Genomic DNA, 19,739 nt, shown 5'->3' with positions numbered 1-19,739 from the left:
GCCGGCCTGCCGCAGCCCGATGCACAGGATTTTACCGGCCACATGTGCGGCCTGTGGCTGGCTGGCGCGGTGCTGGCAAGAATGGCCGGCAGTGAAATTGAGGGCCTCGAACACTTTATCGAACAATGCGTTACGGAATTACAAAGACATTACCTCTCCACCGGTGACGTGATGGACGGCGGCTGGTCGCCCGCGCCGCGTCTCGGCACCGATAACGGCATGTTCTTCGGCTTTTGGTCAGGCGAGATCCTGCGCGGATTGAGTCTGTATGTGATGTATAAAAACGGCCTTACCTACCCGGCCGGCAAACAGAAGAGAACCACACCATGACAGCAAAATACCGCGCCCTGCTCACCGAACAGGGCAAAGCGCTGCTGGCTAACGCTGCAGCAACCGGCCAAAAGCTGGAAATTACGCATATGGCGGTCGGCGACGGCGGCGGTTCGCCAACGCAGCCCGATGAAAGCCAGACCAAGCTGGTGAACGAAAAACGGCGCGCCGAGCTGAATTCACTGCAGATAGATACCGGCAACAGCAACCAAGTGATCGCTGAACAAGTGATCCCGGAGGACGTTGGCGGTTGGTGGATCCGCGAGCTGGGGCTGTATGACAAAAACGGCGTGCTGGTGGCGATCGCCAATACGCCCGACACCTACAAGCCGCAGTTGACCGAAGGTGCCGGCCGCACCCAGGTCGTGCGCATGGTGCTTCTGGTAAAAGGCGACGCCAATGCGGCGATCGTCGCAGACAAGACCGCCTTACTGGTCTCGCGCGATACGCTGAGTGCAGCCATTGCCGAACATGCCCGCTCGCGCAATCATCCTGACGCCACCTTGCTGGCAAAGGGTTTCACTCAATTGAGCAACGACAGCAATAGCGGTAGCGAAACGCTGGCCGCTACCCCGAAAGCCGTCAAAGCGGTTAACGATGCCTCGCTGAAAATCGCGGCGAACCTGAAAGACCTGCCAAACAAGTCCGTCGCGCGCGGCAACCTGGAGCTGGGTACTGCCGCCACACGCAACGTCGGCGCGCAAAAAACCAACCTGATGGAGGTGGGCGCGTTCGGTTTGGGGGGGGGCCCGATACATCGCGAAGACGCTCTGAGCAACCGTGGCGAAATCTATCGGGTTACGGGTGCATCGAAAAATGCGCCGGGCGGCGGTGTTTATGGCGTCTTGAACCTGCCGTGTGACGGCGGCCCTTCCAGCGGCTATCTGGCGATCCAGCCTAATGGATCATCTTACATCGGCACGTCCACGACCCCTGACAAACCGCTGAACTGGTACCGAATTTACACTACCGGCTTTAAACCGACGGCCACAGACGTCGACGCCTACAGCAAGGCGGAAGCCGACGGGAAGTTCGTCAAACAGAGCGGCGATACCATTACCGGCGCTTTAACGGTCAATGGAGCGATTGAGAGTAAATCCGGCCTCACTACACCCTCTTTAGCCGTAAATGGCAGCGTAACCATCGCCGGAGCGTTGACCACAAAAGCCGGTGTCGAGCTGTTCGGTACCACCCCCTATCTGGATTTTCATTACGGCAATAGCAACGGTGACTTCGATGTCAGACTCATCAATGACAACAAAGGCACCTTAGCCTTTCACGGCAATGAATATTACGTCAATGGCAAGCTGAGCGCGACGGGTGATGCCTGGATAGGCGGAAAGGCCAATATCAACGGTATGGCCGCTTTTTATAGTTCTGATTTTATTACTAAACAAGGAAATCTTACTCATCCCGACGGCAATCGCCAAACAAACGGTATGCGTCTACAGGGGCAAGGTAATCTGCTCGTCGATCTTTACCACTATGAGAAGGTCGGGAGCCACCATGAGTTCGGTATCCATGTTGCCAACGGCGGGGCCGATGGCTGGTTCAGCTTCCGTAATAACGGTGAACTCCGCGCGAACGGCACCTTATTTGCTGCAGGTGCCGCTTATCAAACAGACGGCAATATTAACGGCGGCATTTGGGGAGGCTATTTAAGCAACTATCTCAATCACAACTTTGTGCGGGATGTTCGCCTGGGTAATGTGGAAAGTATCGCTACCTGGCGAGGCCCCGGCTATTCGGATAGCGCGGGTTATGTCCTGACCGGCGCAGCAAACAACAACGTGGATGAATACATCGACGTAATTTTCCGTCGTCCGCTGCAAAAACACATTGGTGGCAATTGGGTTACCGTCTGGAGCGTATAATGATGAATAACATGAAAAACTTTACCCTCGCCGCGCCGGAAACGGTAGAACAGAAACAGCTGGCCGCCTCGCACGGTGTTTTGTTTTTAAAATCCGATGCCGGGGAAGACTGGTATGAATGTCAAAAAAGCTTCCGTCCTGAGACGGTAAAACTGATGTATGACAAGGACGGGATCATTCGTTCAATCACCGCGAAACCGAATGCCGAAGGCCATTATGACGTTTCCGGATTTTTCCCAGAAAATATGAGTGTGGCGGAGGTCGAAAACTTGCCGGAAGGCGCTGATATCAACGGCCGCTGGATTTTTGATGGAGAAAACATCATACCAAGATCGTATTCAACTCAGGAGCTACGGCAACAGGCCGCCAATAAAAAACAAGAGTTGATTAAGCAAAGTTCGCTGCAGATAGAAACGCTTAACGACGCTACTGACCTGGGAATGGCGAGCGAAGAGGAACTGCGGCTGCTGACCCGCTGGAAAACCTACCGCGTATTGCTTAATCGGGTCGATCCCGAAGCGGCCCCGGATATCGACTGGCCGCAACCACCGCAATAACGTCGTTCAACGCCCCGCCCGGGGCGTTTTTTTTCTTTATTTTTCCTGCTGTTGTACCAGTTATCCCACACCCCGAATGAGATGCGGCACCACCTCCCAACAGGCATGCTGTCATCACCAACCACAAACGGAGTAATGCTATGGGTGACTATCACCACGGCGTGCGTGTCCTCGAAATCAACGAAGGCACCCGCGTAATTTCCACCGTCTCGACGGCCATTGTCGGCATGGTTTGTACCGCAGAAGATGCCGATGCAACCCTGTTTCCTCTCAACACCCCGGTGCTGATTACCGATGTCCTGGCCGCCAGCGGCAAAGCAGGTAAAAAAGGGACGCTGGCGCGTTCGCTGCTGGCGATCGCCGAGCAGACTAAGCCGGTAACCGTCGTGGTACGCGTGGCGGAAGGGAAAGACGAGGCCGAAACCACGTCCAATATCATCGGTGGCGCCGATGAAAACGGTAAGTACACCGGCATGAAAGCGCTGCTGGCCGCTCAGGCCGAGCTGGGCGTGAAACCACGCATTCTGGGCGTACCGGGCCATGATAATCAGGAAGTGGCGACCGCGTTGGCCGGCATCTGCCAGCAGCTGCGCGCTTTCGGCTATATCAGCGCTTACGGCTGTAAAACCGTGTCCGACGCCATCAAATATCGCGCCAACTTCAGCCAGCGCGAACTGATGCTGATTTGGCCGGACTTCATCAACTGGAATACCACCACCAACAGCAGCGACATCGCCTTCGCCACCGCTCGTGCACTGGGGCTGCGTGCCAAGATCGACCAGGAGACCGGCTGGCATAAAACCTTATCCAACGTCGGCATCAACGGTGTGAGCGGTATCTCGGCCAGCGTATTTTGGGATCTGCAAACCGCAGGCACCGACGCCGATCTGCTGAATGAAGGTTGCGTCACCACCCTGATCCGCAAAGATGGCTTCAAGTTCTGGGGATCTCGCACCTGCTCCGACGAGCCGCTGTTCCAGTTTGAAAACTATACCCGCACCGCGCAGGTATTGGCCGACACCTTGGCCGAAGCTCATCTGTGGGCGGTTGACCGTCCGCTTACCCCGACGCTGATCCGCGACATGATCGACGGCATCAAGGCCAAGTTCCGCGAACTGAAATCCGCCGGTCTGATCATCGACGGTGACTGCTGGTATGACGAAAGCGCCAACGACAAAGAGACCCTGAAGGCCGGCAAGCTGTTTATCGATTACGACTACACCCCGGTACCGCCTCTGGAGGATCTGACTCTGCGTCAGCGCATTACCGATCGCTACCTGGCGAACTTCGCCGCATCCGTGAACAGCTAAGGAGACTGAAGCATGGCACTGCCAAAAAAACTGAAATACCTGAACCTGTTTAACGACGGCTTCAACTACATGGGCGTGGTTTCCTCAATGACGCTGCCGAAACTGACACGCAAGCTGGAAAAATTCCGCGGCGGCGGCATGAGCGGCGCAGCCTCGGTGGACTTCGGCCTGGACGACGATGCGCTGGTGGTGGAATGGACCATGGGCGGCATTGACGAACTGGTGCTCAAGCAATGGGGCCGCGTCGATGCGGTACCGCTGCGCTTTACCGGCTCTTTCCAACGCGACGATACCGGCGACGTCTCTGCGCTCGAAGTGGTGATGCGCGGCCGTCATAAAGAGATCGACAGCGGCGACTTCAAGCAGGGTGAAGATACCGAAACCAAAGTTTCCACCGACTGCACTTACTTCAAGTTGAGCATCGACGGCAAAGAGCTGATCGAGATCGATACCGTCAACATGATCGAAAAAGTCGACGGCGTAGATCTGCTGGCAGCGCACCGCCGCGCCATCGGCCTGTAATTTTTCACCTCAAACGGCCAGCCCCGCGCTGGCCCCCTTTTTCCGACTGAAAACTGGATACCCCATGGAACTGAATGCATCCCAGGAAAACACCGTCGTCCTGAATACTCCGATTAAACGTGGCGATAGCGAAATCACTCGCGTGCAAGTGACCAAGCCGAATGCCGGCAGCCTGCGCGGCATCGGTCTGGCCGCGCTGGCCAACGCCGATGTCGATGCGTTGATCACTATTCTGCCTCGGGTCACCTACCCGAACCTGACCAAGGAAGAGTGTGCCCGTTTGGAACTGCCTGACCTGATTGCGCTGGCCGGCCAGGTGATCGGTTTTTTGTCGCCGACATCGGCCGAGTAACGGTCGATCCTACTCTGACAGTAGATGACCTGATGGCGGATATCGCGGTGATTTTCCACTGGCCGCCGTCAGAAATGAACGGCATGACGCTGGCGGAGCTGATCGGCTGGCGCCACAGAGCGCTGCAACGTAGTGGAGTAAAAACAGATGAGTAACAGCAGACAGGAGCTGGAGTCACAAAACGAGATTGTCATCGGGCTTCAAGCGATAGCCAAGCAGAGCAAAGAACTGATGAGGCAGTTGCGCAGGCCCACCGGGGATAAAAACCTGTACAACAGTCTGGGACAGGATATCCAACGAGCAGAGAAAAAAGTCAAACATCTGCGCCGGCAGGAAAATGACATCGACGCTTTCCAAAAGACGAACCAGTCGCTGGCTGAGACCAATAAGTTGCTGGCAGCGTCGCGCAAAAAATCCGCCGCGCTGGCAATGCTGACGAAAGATCGCGAGCCAAGCCAGCGTTCCCGATTTATGAACAAAGAGATTGCGCAGGTCGCGGAGACGATAAATGCCCTGGAAAAGAAACGTGATCTCCTCGCCGCAATCGATAAAAGCCAGCGCCATCATCTTACCCAGCAAGGGATTAATCTACAATCGCTCGGCAATGAGCGCAAAAATCTGCGTGACGGCAGAATTAATGCCGGCGCCGCTATCGTTACCCTAAAAGAACAACGGCAATCGATAGCGCAGGAGCGCTATCGATCCGCACAGGCAGGCAATCAAGCGCGCCTCGACAAGCTGGAAAAATTACGCAACACCAGCAGCGCAGGCTTTTCTGTCGCCAAAAGTGCCGCCATAGGGGGAGCTAACCTGCTGGCGCCGGGAATCGAATTTGAAAAACAGCTTTCTCAACTGCGGGCACAGCTGAATCTGGGCAAGTCCGATCCGCAGCTCACGGCTCTCGAGCAGCAGGCTCGCGGTATGAGCCAATCCGGTTATACCCCGGATCAAGCCCTACAAGCGCAAACAGCGCTGGCAAAACAAGGGTTGAATGCCAAGGAAATTTTAACGGCTTCGCCCGCCGCACTGACACTCTCCGCCGTGACAGGCAGCAGCGTCAACGAAACCGTCGCAACGATGACGGAAATGCAGCGCAGCTTCAATCTGGGCCCCGATCAATTCGATCGTATTGCCGATGTATTGGCGCTGGCCAGCAATCAATATGGCATGGATGTTCGGGCCGTTGGTGCAGCCATGAAAAGTAAAGCCACAACAGGTGCCGATATCTTCAGTGCGGCGCAACAGATTGCGCCTTTGGGCAGAGAAAAACTCCAGGCCAACCAGGTTGCCGGCTCAGCGCAGCACTTGGTCACCGTCAAAGGCGACAATATAGAGGGTGATATCCAAAAGCTTTTTGCCTCATGGGATAGCCTGAGAATCAACTTGTTTACCGGCCAAAACGCAGCCCTGCGGGAACTGACCCAAACGGCGACAGAGTGGCTGGTAAAACTGAATACCTGGATAACCAATAATCCGGCGTTAGCCGGCACCTTGCTGCAGGTCGCCGGTGGGCTCACGTTATTGCTCGGCGGCCTCAGCGGCGTCAGCCTGGTCGCCACCCAGGTACTCTCAGGGTTCTCTATTATCAGCGGCGCGATCCTAAAGGCCGGGCAAGCCATGATGTGGCTGGGGCGTATAGCGATGGCCAACCCGCTGCTGGCCATTGTCGGCCTGGTTGCGCTTGCCGCTTTCACCCTGATTGAAAACTGGGACAAGGTCGGCCCCTTCTTTAGCCACCTTTGGGAGCAGATATCGGCAGGGTGTGAGGCGCTGAAGAATTACATTTCAGACACCATTGATGGCTGGATAAAACAACTGACTTCATTGACCGAATATCTTCCCGACTGGATGCAATTTGGCGATAAGAGCGGCACCTCTGGCAATGCCGAAAACGGCAGCGCCTGGTTTGCCGGCAAGTTCGATCGCGGGGGAGACATTCCTGCCGGACAATTCGGCATTGTAGGCGAAAACGGTCCTGAGTTGGTCAGCGGCCCCGTTCAAGTGACCGGCCGCCGCCATACGGCCGCCATGTCGGCGGCTTTACTGTCGCTCAGCGCGCCTGTAATGCCGGCCTCACCGGTAGCAGGTTCGCCGGTAACCCAAATCCAGGTTCCGTCGGTCACTATCAACATCACTGCCGGCGCCGGTCAGAATGAACAAGACATCGGCCGCGAAGTCGCGCGGCAATTTGAATTGCTTGCTCATCGCCAAGCGGCAAACGCCCGCAGTCGGATGAGTTAATCTCGCGAATAGGAGAAATATGATGATGCTGACCCTCGGCATGTTCGTTTTTATGTTGAAAACCGTGCCTTATCAAAGCATGCAACGCAGCGCCAATTACCGCTGGCCGACCCTGCCGCGCATCGGCCAGCGCCCTGCCGCGCAGTTTCTGGGAGTAGACAATGAGAAAATAACGCTGACGGGAGTCTTGGTACCGGAAGTAACCGGAGGGACATTATCATTGATGGCGCTTCAACTCATGGCTGCCCAAGGCAGAGCCTGGCCGCTGATCGAGGGCAATGGAACTATTCATGGGATGTATGTCATTGAAAGCATAGTCGACACGAAAACCCAGCTTTTCTCGAACGGCAGCGCGCGACAGATAGAGTTTACGATCAATCTGATGCGCGTTGATGAATCGCTGATCGCCATGTTCGGCGATCTGCGCCAACAAGCCTCTGACCTTGCCGATAAAGCAGGTCAGGCTGCGGCGCGGCTCGGGGAGATGCTACCGTGATCACGCAAACCCCCGTCCCTATTGGCGCGCTCATTGCGCCAGACTATGCCCTGTTTTTACAGCAAGCGGACATCACGGAGGCTTTCCGCCACCGTCTGCTCTCATTGACGTTAACCGATAATCGCGGTTTTACCGCGGATCGATTGGATCTTGAGCTCGACGATGCGGATGGGCAAATCGCCATGCCCAAACGCGGCCAAACGCTCACCGTGAAGCTCGGCTGGAAAGGACAAGCCTTGATCGACAAAGGCAAGTTTATCGTTGATGAAATCGAACATCGTGGCGCACCGGATAAACTCGTCATTCGAGCCCGCAGCGTCGACTTTCGAAACTCGATGAACGTGGCGCGAGATCATTCCTATCACGATCGCACCCTTGGTGACATCGTCAACGAAGTGGCCAACCGTAACCGGATGGGGCATACGCTGGCGGCAGGACTGGCAGAGATCAAAATCACGCACATCGATCAGTCTCAGGAAACGGATGTCGCCTTTCTTACCCGGCTGGCGACCATGAATGGTGCCGTCGCCGCCATTAAAAATGAACGCCTGCTGTTTCTGGTCCCAGGTTCCGGTCTAAGCATCTCGGGCAAACCTCTGCCGTCACTGACTTTGGAACGCAGCGATGGCGACCAGCACTACTTCAATGTGGCCGATCGAAACGCTTACACCGGCGTTATTGCCAAATGGCAAGATATTCAGCATGCCAGGCAACAACAGATGACAGTACAACGTGAGGAAGGGAATACCACAGATGAAAATGCGGCTTCAAGCTATCTGGCAGGTGAAAGCAATAACGTTTTTACCCTGCCGACGCTCTACGCGAACAAAGAAAGCGCAATGCGTGCGGCAAAAGCGAGGTGGGCAAACATTCAACAAGGGAATGTGCAATTTTCCATAAACCTCGCCGTCGGCCGGCCTGATCTCAGTCCAGAAACGCCGATCCACCTAAGTGGATTCAAAGAGGTTATCGACAGACAACCTTGGATCATTAGTCAAGTCGTTCACACGCTTAATGATCGAGGTTTCTCCACCAGCCTCGCATTAGATGTACTGACTCAACGCATGGAGTTTGCAATCACGGAGGGGTGATAATTCATTTGCATCTTAATCTTGCTTTTGCGAGTTAATGAGCTATTATAAGTCATATAACCTGATGTAGCAGAACGAGGGATTCAACTATGATGCACTGTCCATTATGCGGTCACGTGGCCCACACTCGCTCCAGCCGCTATCTGAGCGAGTCGACCAAAGAGCGTTACCATCAATGCCGCAACATCAATTGCAGCTGCACGTTCGCCACGCACGAGTCCGTCGCGCGGGTGATCGTCAAACCTGGCGATGACATTATCCCGGCGCAGCCTCACCCGCCGGAGAGTCAGCAGAAACAAAGCGCCGCGGCGCTGTAATGCAAAAAGCCTGCTTATGCAGGCTTTATTATGTTGGTGGTGCGCAGACGAAATCTCGCAAATGCAACCTGTCGAGGTTTTAAGATAAAAAAAGGGGTTGGCATAAGCCAACCCCTGATAACTATTAACTTTTGGATGCAGCGTTAGTTAACGCGGTTCAGACGCTCTTTGATACGAGCAGCCTTACCAGTACGTTCACGCAGGTAGTACAGTTTAGCTTTACGAACGGCACCACGACGTTTAACAGTAATGCTGTCGATTACTGGGGAGTGAGTCTGGAATACGCGCTCAACACCTTCGCCGTTGGAAATCTTACGAACAGTGAATGCAGAGTGCAGACCGCGGTTACGGATAGCGATAACCACGCCCTCGAATGCCTGCAGACGTTTTTTGCTACCTTCAACGACCCATACCTTCACTTCCACGGAATCACCCGGACGGAATGCAGGTACGTCTTGTTTCATCTGCTCTTGTTCAAGTTGCTTAATAATGTTGCTCATAATATGTCTCTTACCCTAGGTAAACTGATATATCGGTCCCGTCTGATGTCAGACGTTTCCTTCATAGTCCTGTTGCCTGGTCTGATGTTCCCGTTGGAACTCAGCCAGCAACACCGCTTGCTCGTCAGTCAGAGCTAGGCTTTCTAGAAGTTCAGGTCTTCTAAGCCAGGTTCGGCCCAGCGACTGCTTTAAGCGCCAGCGACGTATCTCGGCATGGTTGCCCGACAGCAGAACCGGCGGTACTTCCATTCCTTCCAACACCTCGGGGCGGGTATAGTGCGGGCAGTCCAGCAATCCGTCGGCGAAGGAGTCTTCCTCCGCTGAGGCCTGATGGCCCAGCACACCCGGTATGAAACGGGCGACTGAATCAATCAGGGTCATCGCCGGCAGTTCCCCGCCGCTGAGAACGTAATCGCCGATTGACCATTCTTCGTCAATTTCGGTTTGGATTACGCGCTCGTCTATCCCTTCGTAACGGCCGCACACCAGAATCATCTTCTGATTGGCCGCCAGTTCGCACACGCCGGTTTGATCCAGCTTGCGCCCCTGAGGTGACAGATAAATCACCTTTGCTCCCTCGCCTGCCGCTGCTTTCGCCGCATGAATGGCTTCCCGTAAAGGTTGCACCATCATCAGCATTCCCGGGCCGCCGCCGTAAGGGCGATCGTCCACGGTACGATGCCGGTCGTAGGTGAAGTCGCGAGGACTCCAACACTGCACGCTCAGCAGGCCATTTTTTACTGCCCGGCCAGTCACCCCGTAATCGGTGATAGCGCGGAACATCTCAGGAAACAGGCTTACAATACCGATGAACACAAGCCAATCCCCTTACCGTTATTCCACTTGCTTCGACCGTTTGATCCGGGGGTCAAAAACCAGGATCCCAATCTGCCTCAATCACGCGGGCAGTGAGATCGACTTTCTTGATAACCTGCCCATGAAGAAACGGAATCAACCGCTCCTTCATGCCGAACGCATCTTTCAGGTTCGCTTTCACAACCATCACATCGTTCGAGCCGGTTTCCATCATATCGATGACTTTACCCAGCTCGTAGCCGGCGGTGGTGACTACCTGGCAGCCCATCAGGTCTTTCCAGTAGTAATCGTCACCCTCCAGCGGAGGAAGTTGCTCAGAATCCACCATAATCTCGCGATTAGTCAGCAGATTCGCCGCGTCCCGATCGTCAATGCCTTTGACTTTGATGATCAGATCCTGACTGTGGCGCTTCCAGTCTTCCAACTCGATATGCTGCCACTGACCCGCCTGCTGGATAAACCACGGCTGATAGTCAAAAATGCTTTCGGCGTTCTCGGTGGATGAAAACACTCTGAGCCAACCACGAATGCCGTAAGCGGACCCCATTTTACCGAGTACAATCGGCTGCTTAGGCGCTACCGGTTTGAGTTGCTTGCTCATTGCCACCACCGCGACAGATTAAGCTGCTTTCTTAGCGTCTTTGATCAGCGCGTGAACGCGATCAGAAACGGTTGCACCCAGACCAACCCAGTGCTCGATGCGGTCCAGGTCCAGACGCAGTGCTTCAGCCTGACCGGAAGCGATCGGGTTGAAGAAGCCTACGCGCTCGATGAAACGACCATCACGAGCGTTGCGGCTGTCGGTCACTACTACTTGATAGAACGGACGCTTTTTAGCGCCGCCACGTGCCAAACGAATTGTTACCATAACATCCTCTTTAGTTAATAAAACAGCCGGGCCCCATTGAGGGACGGGGCCCGGTTGCAATATAAAAAGCCCGAAAATTTTACTCATTTTGGCGCAAAAAGCAATCTAAAGCGTCGATCGCAGGGGACAACTTTTGCAGCCTGTCAAATTTCGGGCGGTTTTCACCGCGAACGGCGAATGCTGAAAGCGCCCGCACTCGGCGTGCGGAGGCCCGTCAGCGGCCAGGGAAGCCCGGCGGCATCATACCTTTCATGCCGCGCATCATCTTCGCCATACCGCCTTTCTTCATCTTCTTCATCATACGCTGCATTTCGTCGAACTGCTTCAGCAAGCGGTTGACGTCCTGCACCTGCATGCCGGCCCCCATCGCGATGCGGCGCTTGCGCGAGCCCTTGATGATTTCCGGTTTGGCACGCTCTTTCAGCGTCATCGAGTTGATGATCGCCTCCATGCGCACCAACACTTTGTCGTCCATCTGCGACTTGACGTTATCCGGCAGTTGGCCCGCGCCCGGCAGCTTGCTCAGCATATTGGCCATGCCGCCCATGTTGCGCATCTGCTTGAGCTGCTCCAGGAAGTCGGTCAGATCGAAACCGTCGCCCTTCTTCAGCTTGTTGGCCAGTTTCTCCGCCTGCTCGCGGTCGACCTTGCTTTCGATATCTTCGATCAGCGACAGCACGTCGCCCATGCCCAGGATGCGTGACGCCACGCGATCCGGATAGAACGGCTCCAGCGCTTCGGTCTTCTCGCCGACGCCGAGGAACTTGATCGGCTTGCCGGTGATGTGGCGGATGGACAACGCCGCACCGCCGCGCGCATCGCCGTCGACCTTGGTCAGCACCACGCCGGTCAGCGGCAGCGCTTCGTTAAACGCCTTGGCGGTATTGGCGGCGTCCTGGCCGGTCATGGCGTCGACCACGAACAGGGTTTCCACCGGCTTGATGGCCGCGTGCACCTGTTTGATCTCGTCCATCATCGCTTCGTCAACGTGCAGACGGCCGGCGGTATCGACGATCAGTACGTCATAGAACTTCAGCTTGGCCTGCTGCAACGCGCGGTTGACGATGTCGATCGGTTTTTCTTTGACGTCGGACGGGAAGAAATCGATGCCGACACCTTCCGCCAGCGTTTCCAGCTGTTTGATCGCCGCCGGGCGATAAACGTCCGCGGAAACCACCAACACTTTCTTCTTCTGTTTTTCTTTCAGGAACTTGCCGAGCTTACCGACGCTGGTGGTTTTACCGGCGCCCTGCAGGCCCGCCATCAGCACCACGGCCGGCGGCTGAGCCGCCAGATTCAGCTCGGTGTTGACTTCGCCCATCGCGGCGATCAGCTCGCCCTTGACGATCTTGACGAATTCCTGCCCCGGCGTCAGGCTCTTGTTGACTTCATGGCCAACCGCGCTCTCTTTGACGCGGTTGATGAAGTCGCGCACCACCGGCAGCGCAACGTCCGCTTCCAGCAATGCCATACGCACTTCACGCAGGGTTTCCTTGATATTTTCTTCGGTCAGCCGCCCGCGGCCGCTGATATTGCGCAACGTGCGCGACAATCGATCGGTTAAATTTTCAAACATCGTCTCATGCTCAACGTGTAATGACAGGCCGCTCCGGCGACACAATTGCGCCGATGATAACACGAAGCGAGCAGGATCTCTGCCTCAGCGTTGGAGATAGGTTGGAGTGAAACGCGCGCAACGTTATACTGACACTCCAATTAACCACGCCGAAGCAAAATTAAACGCTATGCCAGTTTTCTCCATTGTGGCTTTGATGGCCTACCTGCTCAGCCTTGGACTGATCATTCCCAGTTTGTTGCGGAAGAACAGCGCATACCGTCGGCTTGCCCTCGTCTCGGCGGTGGTGGCGCTGATTTGCCACGCCATCGCGCTGCAGCAGCGCATCTTTGACGTCAGCGCCGGGCAGAATCTCAGCCTGCTGAACATTGGTTCCATCGTCAGCCTGATCATCTGCTCGGTGATGACCTTCGTCGCTTCGCGCGATCGCGGCTGGTTCCTGCTGCCAATCGTCTACAGCTTCGCGATGATCAACCTGGCCTTCGCCAGCTTTATGCCCGGCGAGTTCATCACTCACCTGGAGGCCAGCCCGGAACTGATGGTGCATATCGGCCTGGCGCTGTTCTCTTACGCCACCCTGATCATCGCCGCGCTCTATGCCTTGCAGCTCGCCTGGCTCGACTACCTGTTGAAAAACAAGAAGCTGACCTTCAGCGCCGACATGCCGCCGCTGATGAGCATTGAGCGCAAGATGTTCCATATCACCCAGATCGGCGTGGTGCTGCTGACGCTCACTCTGTGCACCGGCCTGCTGTACATGGATAATCTGTTCAGCAAAGAGAACGTGCATAAAGCCGTGCTGTCGATCATGGCCTGGTTCGTGTATATCGTGCTGTTGTGGGGCCACTACCATGAGGGCTGGCGCGGCCGCCGCGTCGTCTGGTTCAGCTTCGCCGGCGCCTTCCTGCTGACGCTTGCCTACTTCGGCAGCCGTCTGATTCAGCAGGTGATGGTGCGCTAGGCCAGCCTGGCTCAATTCTCCCTCTCTATAAGGAATACTGCATTGGAGCATGTGTCGACGGGGACCCTCATCATTATCCTGGTGATCATGATCGTGGTCTCCGCTTACTTCTCCGCCTCCGAAACCGGCATGATGACGCTCAACCGTTATCGCCTGCGTCACCTGTCCAAACAGGGCAACCGCTCGGCGCGTCGGGTCGAGAAGCTGCTGCAAAAACCGGATCGGCTGATCGGCCTGGTGCTGATCGGCAACAACCTGGTCAACATCCTCGCTTCGGCGCTGGCGACCATCGTCGGCATGCGGCTGTATGGCGATCTCGGCGTGGCGATTGCGACCGGCATACTGACTTTCGCCGTGCTGCTGTTCGCCGAAGTGCTGCCGAAGACCTTCGCCGCACTCTATCCGGAACGCATCGCCTTCCCCAGCAGCGTCCTGCTGGCCCCGTTGCAAAAGGTGATGTTCCCGCTGGTCTGGCTGCTCAACGGCATCACCAGCCTGACCTTGCGCCTGTTCGGCATTCGCACCAACGTGCGCATCAGCGACGCCGTCAGCAAGGATGAGCTGCGCACCATCGTGCGCGAATCCCAGTCGCAGATCTCCCGCCGCAATCAGGACATGCTGATTTCGGTGCTGGATCTGGAAAAGGTGACGGTCAACGACATCATGGTGCCGCGCACCGAGATCGTCGGCATCGACGTCAACGACGACTGGAAGTCGATCATGCGCCAGCTGACCCACTCGCCGCACGGCCGCATCGTGCTGTATCGCAGCTCGCTGGACGATGCGATCGGCATGCTGCGCGTGCGCGAAGCCTACCGCCTGATGACCGAGAAAAAAGAGTTCAACAAAGAGAACCTGCTGCGCGCCGCCGATGAGATCTATTTCGTTCCGGAAGGCACGCCGCTCAACGTGCAGCTGGTGAAATTCCAGCGCAACAAAGAGAAGGTCGGCATCGTGGTCGACGAGTACGGCGACATTCAGGGCCTGGTCACGGTGGAAGACATCCTCGAGGAGATCGTGGGCGATTTCACCACCTCGATGTCACCCACGCTGGCGGAAGAAGTCACGCCGCAGAGCGACGGTTCGGTCTTGATCGACGGCACCGCCAACGTGCGCGAGCTGAACAAGGCCTTCAACTGGACCTTGCCGGCCAACGAGGCTCGCACCGTCAACGGCATGCTGCTGGAAGAGCTGGAAGAGATCCCCGAAATCGGCACCCGGGTGCGCATCGGTCATTACGATATCGACATCCTCGACGTGCAGGGCAACATGATTAAACAGGTGCGGGTCACGCCGATCACCTCGCTGCAGTCCAGCGTCGGCCATCATTAGTCCTCGGCCAGAACGTAAAAAAGACGCGAAATCGCGTCTTTTTTTATTTTGCGGGCCACGCACGACTAGATATGCAGTTCCTGCAGCTTCTCTTTCGGCAGCGCCAGCTCGTCGTTGTGGTTCACCACCACGCCGTGATCCAGAATGTGCTTGGCGATTTCCTGCGCTTCTTCCAGCGAGTGCATATGGTAGGTGCCGCACTGGTACTCGTTAAGCTCAGGGATCTTGCGCTGGTCGGTCACTTTCAGCACGTCGGCCATCGCCGCTTTCCAGGCATCGGCAACGCGCTGCTCTTCCGGCACGCCGATCAGGCTCATGTAGAAACCGGTGCGACAGCCCATCGGGGAGATGTCGATAATTTCCACGCCCTGGCCGTTCAGGTGGTCACGCATAAAGCCGGCGAACAGGTGCTCCAGCGTGTGAATGCCGCGCTCGGGCATCACTTCCAGGTTCGGGCGGCAAAAGCGCAGATCAAACACCGTGATGGTATCGCCATGAGGCGTTTTCATGGTTTTTGCAACGCGGACAGCCGGAGCTGCCATACGGGTATGATCGACGGTAAAGCTATCCAGCAATGGCATTTCGCTACCTCCTCGTAAAAGAGCATTTATTTCGAAACTTTTTTTCCTAACCGGGAAACCTTTTCCAACCCTGCGAGTCTGAGTATGTGAAAGACGCGCATTTGTTATCATCATCCCTGTCATCAGAGATGCATATTTGGCCACATTGATGTGGCCTTTTTCTTTTTCAGCTTCCGCCGTTTTGCTTCAGGAACGCTTCAAAGCTTAGCGTATCATTGGCTTCTATGTCGCGTTGACGCTGCCACGAGGCTTCCCGCTCTTTATCCAGCTCGGCTTCGTTCAGGATTTCCAACGGTTCTTCCAGCAATGTCTGGCGATACTGCTCCGCCAGCTGCAAACCGACGCGCCCGGTGCCTTCCGCCTTCATGGCCTTGAGAATGCGCGCGGAGAAGGTCAACTCGGGATCGTCAAACGCGGCGACCAGCTCATCGCACACCTGCTGGTATTGACGATCGCCGGCTTCGCCGTCCAGCACTTCCGCCACCCGACGCAGATCGGCGAACAGCGCCTTGCCGACTTTCTCCAGCGGCTCATGGCTGGCGCCACAGCCGATACCGATGGTCTGGCCCGGCTTGCGCCCTTCGAGGATCACCCGGTTCCAGTTCTTGCGCGTGCACAGCAGCTCATCGCTGCTCATCTCCGGCGCATCCGCCAGCGCGCACCACACCAGGAACAGATCCAGGAAACGCGCCTGCACCGCATCCACGCCGATCGGCGAGAATGGGTTGATGTCCAGCGAACGCACTTCAATGTATTCGATACCGCCGCGCAGCAGCGCGTCCGACGGCGTCTCGCCGCTTTGGGTCACGCGCTTTGGCCGGATCGGCGCATACAGCTCGTTCTCGATTTGCAGAACGTTGCTGTTCAGCTGCAGGTAGCGATCGCCCTCTTTCACGCCCAGCTTGGCGAACTCTTCGGAAGGCGTGGCGATCGCCCGCTTCAAACCGGCCACATAGCTGTGCAGATCGTTGAAGGTGATGCCCAGATTACTCTGCGATTTATTGGTATAACCCAAGTCGCTCAGGCGCAGCGAAGTGGCGTACGGCAGGTAGCACATCCCCTGCTCGGTGCGCTCGAACGGCAGATTGGTCTCGCGCCCTTTGAGGAACGAAGAACAAATGGCCGGCGATGCGCCGAACAGATACGGGATCACCCAGCCGAAACGGTAATAGTTGCGGATCAGGCGGAAATAACCGGCCGAGATCTGCTCTTTACCGCTTTCTGCGTCCTGCACGCCGGCCCAGGCCTGCCAAAATTCCAGCGGCAGCGAGAAGTTGTAGTGCACGCCGGAAATGGTCTGCATCAGCGCGCCATAGCGATTCTTCAGCCCTTCACGGTACAGCGTCTTCATGCGGCCGATGTTCGACGAACCGAACTGCGCCAGCTCGATGTCCTGCTCGGCTTCGATAAAGCACGGCATGCTGAGCGGCCACATGCGCTCATCGCCAATGTTGCGCGCCACGTAGCGATGAATATCGCGCAGGAACGTCAGCAAGTGATCGATATTGTCATCAACCGGCGTAATGAACTCTAACAGCGCCTCGGCGAAATCCGTGGTGATCCAGTGGTGCGTCAATGCCGCCCCCAGCTTTTCCGGATGCCCGGTGGTCGCCAAGGTGCCGTTCGGCGTGACTCGCAGCGTTTCACGCTCGATGCCGCGACGAATGCCTTTTAATGCCTGGGGATGGGCTTCCAACCAAGAAAGCGCCTGTGATACGTCCGGGATCAAATTGACCTCCCGCTTCTAAAAACAATAACTCGTAAGCATACTGAATCCGCACCCGAGAGAATATTGAGTTATATTCACTTGGTTACTGCCACCAGGCGATGCCCTGTACCGTTATCATAGCCAAAACGATGTAACGCAGCGCCTTTCCGATACACAGAAACAGCGCGACAGAGCCCCAGGGCATGCGCAGCCAACCTGCCAACACGCACAACAAATCGCCCACCACCGGCACCCAGCTGAGCAACAGCGCAGCCGGGCCAAAGCGTTGCAGCCACCCGAGCGCCGTTGCCAGCCCCCGCTGTGGTTTCAACGCCGGTAACAGGCGCCCGATAATGACATTGGTCAACCCGCCAAGAGTGTTGCCCAGGGTCGCGGCCAGCACCAGCAACTCCGGCGAGACGCGACTCTGGGTCAGCAAGGCGACCAGAACGATTTCTGAATTTCCCGGCAGCAGCGTCGCACTGAGGAAGCTGCTGCCAAATAACGATATTACGGCTAGCGTACTACTCACAGCGTACGAACGTCTACCACAGCCATGCCGGCATTTTTCGCCGCCTGAATGCCAAACTCGGCGTCTTCAAACACCACGCATTTTTCCGGCGGCACGCCGATCAGTTCGGCACAGCGCAGGAAGGTATCCGGCTCCGGTTTATGGCGCTGCACGTCGTCCGCACCGACGATCGCGTCGAAGCAGTTGAACAGGCCGAGATGACGCAGCAGCATTTCCGCCATGCGGTGCTCGCTGCCGGTGCCGACCGCCATCGGACGGCGGCCGTGATAGGACTTCACCACCTCGATCAATGGCAATGGACGCACGCTATCCAGCAGCATCGCTTCCACCGCGCGCGTTTTCTCCGCCGCCAGGTGATGGGGATCGAGATCGGCCTGATGGCTGGCGATAATCGCCTGAGCGATGCGCCAGGTCGGTGAACCGCTCAGCGCCACCATGGCCGCTTCATCAAACGTCATGCCATAACGGGACAGCACTTCGCGCCACGCTTTACGGTGCGTTGGCTCAGTGTCCAGAATCGTGCCGTCCATGTCGAAAATAAGACCCTGATAGCGGTCGTACATCGTTACTCCATGATCGTTGAGGAAAGAAAACTACTTTAGCGTAAAGCCGTTGGGTTGTCGCTGACTGCGTCATAGCGGAATGTGCTGTGATCGATCGGATGCAAAGAAGGAAAGGGGTGAAGAGAGAATGGCTAAATGCTGAAAAGCGAAAAACCCGCCAAAGCGGGTTTCTCTTAGATGGTGCATCCGGGAGGATGATTCGGCGCCAACGCCTCACCCTGCGGGCCGTTGCTAAAGCAACGTTATCCTCCCCAAGGACACTTTCTTTTTACCACCCGCATGACGATTTCTCTTCGCGATACGGGAGGTTAAACATGGTGCATCCGGGAGGATTCGAACCTCCGACCGCTCGGTTCGTAGCCGAGTACTCTATCCAGCTGAGCTACGGATGCATGACTGTTTTTGCCGCTTGCCTGTTTCACGAATAACAGAAAAGCAAAAACCCGCTAAGGCGGGCTTCTCTTAGATGGTGCATCCGGGAGGATTCGAACCTCCGACCGCTCGGTTCGTAGCCGAGTACTCTATCCAGCTGAGCTACGGATGCATTACTATTTTTACCGCGTGCCGGCTTTGCTAATAAAGCCAGACTTGAAGAATGGTGCATCCGGGAGGATGATTCGGCGCTAGCGCCTCACCCTGCGGGCCGTTGCTTAAGCAACGTTATCCTCCCTGGTAACACTTTCTTTTCTTCCACCCGCTTGGAGATTGCTCTTCGCGACGAGTGAGATTAAGAATGGTGCATCCGGGAGGATTCGAACCTCCGACCGCTCGGTTCGTAGCCGAGTACTCTATCCAGCTGAGCTACGGATGCACAGGAATTCTTTTTTGATACCGTATGGTACGTTGTTACTACCCCACCATACTGCAAAATATGGTGCATCCGGGAGGATTCGAACCTCCGACCGCTCGGTTCGTAGCCGAGTACTCTATCCAGCTGAGCTACGGATGCAAATGGCGGTGAGGCGGGGATTCGAACCCCGGATGCAGCTTTTGACCGCATACTCCCTTAGCAGGGGAGCGCCTTCAGCCTCTCGGCCACCTCACCATACGCTTCTTTCGAATTGTGCCTAACTTGCTTTGGAGAAGCTCATCGGCACTGCGTGGCGCACATATTACTTTCTCCGACTTTTAAGTCAAACAATTTTTCCCAACTCATGCGCGTTTGCACAATTCGCACCCAACATGGGCGATTTCACGGCAAAAAGGGCGTTT

The 19,739-nt window shown here is 56.1% G+C and carries 21 protein-coding genes and 5 tRNA genes; 12 read left to right on the top strand and 14 right to left on the bottom strand.

Going from position 1 to position 19,739, the window contains the following annotated elements:
- Positions 1–326 precede the first annotated feature (326 nt).
- The 10 genes from ACP3TA_RS09745 to ACP3TA_RS09700 all read left to right on the top strand — a co-directional run bounded on the left by ACP3TA_RS09745 (position 327) and on the right by ACP3TA_RS09700 (position 9,090).
- A complete protein-coding gene (locus ACP3TA_RS09745; protein WP_033641921.1) occupies positions 327–2,204 on the top strand; it encodes a phage tail protein in 1,878 nt (625 codons plus the stop codon).
- Entirely contained in the window at positions 2,204–2,761 is a 558-nt protein-coding gene (locus ACP3TA_RS09740) for a tail fiber assembly protein (RefSeq protein ID WP_050594401.1), read from the top strand. The genes ACP3TA_RS09745 and ACP3TA_RS09740 overlap by 1 nt, the downstream gene beginning before the upstream one ends.
- A gap of 140 nt (positions 2,762–2,901) precedes the next feature.
- Complete coding sequence (locus ACP3TA_RS09735; RefSeq protein WP_060659933.1) at positions 2,902–4,071, top strand: phage tail sheath protein; 1,170 nt, start codon at positions 2,902–2,904, stop codon at positions 4,069–4,071.
- Positions 4,072–4,083: 12 nt separating this feature from the next.
- Positions 4,084–4,593, top strand: coding sequence for a phage major tail tube protein (locus tag ACP3TA_RS09730; protein WP_033641919.1), 510 nt, complete (start codon positions 4,084–4,086; stop codon positions 4,591–4,593).
- Between the two features lie 64 nt (positions 4,594–4,657).
- Complete coding sequence (locus ACP3TA_RS09725) at positions 4,658–4,945, top strand: phage tail assembly protein (protein WP_033641917.1); 288 nt, start codon at positions 4,658–4,660, stop codon at positions 4,943–4,945.
- 32 nt (positions 4,946–4,977) lie between these two features.
- A complete protein-coding gene (locus tag ACP3TA_RS09720) occupies positions 4,978–5,100 on the top strand; it encodes a GpE family phage tail protein (RefSeq protein ID WP_033641916.1) in 123 nt (40 codons plus the stop codon).
- Positions 5,093–7,186 (top strand): phage tail tape measure protein, encoded by a 2,094-nt coding sequence (locus tag ACP3TA_RS09715; protein ID WP_206196073.1) that lies wholly within the window; start codon positions 5,093–5,095, stop codon positions 7,184–7,186. Before ACP3TA_RS09720 ends, ACP3TA_RS09715 begins: the two co-directional genes overlap by 8 nt.
- A gap of 22 nt (positions 7,187–7,208) precedes the next feature.
- Positions 7,209–7,682, top strand: a complete 474-nt coding sequence (locus tag ACP3TA_RS09710) for a phage tail protein (protein ID WP_033641914.1) — start codon at positions 7,209–7,211, stop codon at positions 7,680–7,682.
- Positions 7,679–8,773, top strand: coding sequence for a phage late control D family protein (locus tag ACP3TA_RS09705; protein ID WP_069101122.1), 1,095 nt, complete (start codon positions 7,679–7,681; stop codon positions 8,771–8,773). The genes ACP3TA_RS09710 and ACP3TA_RS09705 overlap by 4 nt, the downstream gene beginning before the upstream one ends.
- Before the next feature lie 89 nt (positions 8,774–8,862).
- Entirely contained in the window at positions 8,863–9,090 is a 228-nt protein-coding gene (locus tag ACP3TA_RS09700) for an ogr/Delta-like zinc finger family protein (protein WP_033641912.1), read from the top strand.
- A 143-nt stretch (positions 9,091–9,233) separates the two neighbouring features.
- Here ACP3TA_RS09700 and rplS read toward each other — a convergent pair whose 3' ends face one another.
- From rplS to ffh, 5 genes are all read right to left on the bottom strand, one after another.
- Positions 9,234–9,590, bottom strand: coding sequence for a 50S ribosomal protein L19 (gene rplS / locus ACP3TA_RS09695; RefSeq protein ID WP_015376707.1), 357 nt, complete (start codon positions 9,588–9,590; stop codon positions 9,234–9,236).
- A gap of 48 nt (positions 9,591–9,638) precedes the next feature.
- Positions 9,639–10,406, bottom strand: coding sequence for a tRNA (guanosine(37)-N1)-methyltransferase TrmD (trmD, locus tag ACP3TA_RS09690; protein WP_033641911.1), 768 nt, complete (start codon positions 10,404–10,406; stop codon positions 9,639–9,641).
- Between the two features lie 52 nt (positions 10,407–10,458).
- A complete protein-coding gene (rimM, locus tag ACP3TA_RS09685; RefSeq protein ID WP_019455135.1) occupies positions 10,459–11,007 on the bottom strand; it encodes a ribosome maturation factor RimM in 549 nt (182 codons plus the stop codon).
- A gap of 18 nt (positions 11,008–11,025) precedes the next feature.
- The gene (gene rpsP / locus ACP3TA_RS09680; protein WP_004932501.1) at positions 11,026–11,274 is read right to left on the bottom strand and encodes a 30S ribosomal protein S16; all 249 of its coding nucleotides are present in this window, start codon (positions 11,272–11,274) and stop codon (positions 11,026–11,028) included.
- 214 nt (positions 11,275–11,488) lie between these two features.
- Positions 11,489–12,850: a signal recognition particle protein gene (ffh, locus tag ACP3TA_RS09675; RefSeq protein WP_004932504.1), complete on the bottom strand. Its 1,362-nt coding sequence runs from the start codon at positions 12,848–12,850 to the stop codon at positions 11,489–11,491.
- A 169-nt stretch (positions 12,851–13,019) separates the two neighbouring features.
- On the opposite strand from ffh, the gene ACP3TA_RS09670 reads away from it, so the two are divergent.
- Both ACP3TA_RS09670 and ACP3TA_RS09665 read left to right on the top strand, forming a co-directional pair.
- On the top strand, positions 13,020–13,811 hold the full coding sequence (locus ACP3TA_RS09670) for a cytochrome C assembly family protein (protein WP_004932506.1): 792 nt from the start codon (positions 13,020–13,022) through the stop codon (positions 13,809–13,811).
- A 42-nt stretch (positions 13,812–13,853) separates the two neighbouring features.
- Entirely contained in the window at positions 13,854–15,143 is a 1,290-nt protein-coding gene (locus ACP3TA_RS09665) for an HlyC/CorC family transporter (RefSeq protein WP_016929024.1), read from the top strand.
- Positions 15,144–15,208: 65 nt separating this feature from the next.
- Here the strand turns inward: ACP3TA_RS09665 and luxS are convergent, their stop codons facing one another.
- The 9 genes from luxS to ACP3TA_RS09620 form a co-directional block, all read right to left on the bottom strand.
- Positions 15,209–15,724, bottom strand: coding sequence for an S-ribosylhomocysteine lyase (luxS, locus tag ACP3TA_RS09660; protein WP_033641910.1), 516 nt, complete (start codon positions 15,722–15,724; stop codon positions 15,209–15,211).
- A gap of 166 nt (positions 15,725–15,890) precedes the next feature.
- Complete coding sequence (gshA, locus tag ACP3TA_RS09655) at positions 15,891–17,453, bottom strand: glutamate--cysteine ligase (protein WP_033641909.1); 1,563 nt, start codon at positions 17,451–17,453, stop codon at positions 15,891–15,893.
- Positions 17,454–17,535: 82 nt separating this feature from the next.
- Positions 17,536–17,964, bottom strand: a complete 429-nt coding sequence (locus ACP3TA_RS09650; RefSeq protein ID WP_004932520.1) for a YqaA family protein — start codon at positions 17,962–17,964, stop codon at positions 17,536–17,538.
- Positions 17,961–18,527 carry a fructose-1-phosphate/6-phosphogluconate phosphatase gene (yqaB, locus tag ACP3TA_RS09645; protein WP_033641908.1) on the bottom strand — a complete coding sequence of 189 codons (567 nt, stop codon included), beginning with the start codon at positions 18,525–18,527 and terminating at the stop codon, positions 17,961–17,963. The genes ACP3TA_RS09650 and yqaB overlap by 4 nt, the downstream gene beginning before the upstream one ends.
- A gap of 315 nt (positions 18,528–18,842) precedes the next feature.
- A tRNA-Arg gene (locus ACP3TA_RS09640) sits at positions 18,843–18,919 on the bottom strand.
- A gap of 75 nt (positions 18,920–18,994) precedes the next feature.
- A tRNA-Arg gene (locus tag ACP3TA_RS09635) sits at positions 18,995–19,071 on the bottom strand.
- A gap of 190 nt (positions 19,072–19,261) precedes the next feature.
- Positions 19,262–19,338, bottom strand: a tRNA-Arg gene (locus tag ACP3TA_RS09630).
- A gap of 61 nt (positions 19,339–19,399) precedes the next feature.
- Positions 19,400–19,476, bottom strand: a tRNA-Arg gene (locus ACP3TA_RS09625).
- A 3-nt stretch (positions 19,477–19,479) separates the two neighbouring features.
- Positions 19,480–19,572: transfer RNA gene (locus tag ACP3TA_RS09620), tRNA-Ser, on the bottom strand.
- Positions 19,573–19,739 lie beyond the last annotated feature (167 nt).

The sequence above is a fragment of the Serratia sp. 2C06 genome, assembly GCF_050037615.1.
Classification (GTDB): Bacteria; Pseudomonadota; Gammaproteobacteria; order Enterobacterales; family Enterobacteriaceae; genus Serratia; species Serratia ureilytica.
Note: the sequence above shows the minus strand (reverse complement) of the source record. Positions and strands in the feature narration are given on the sequence as shown.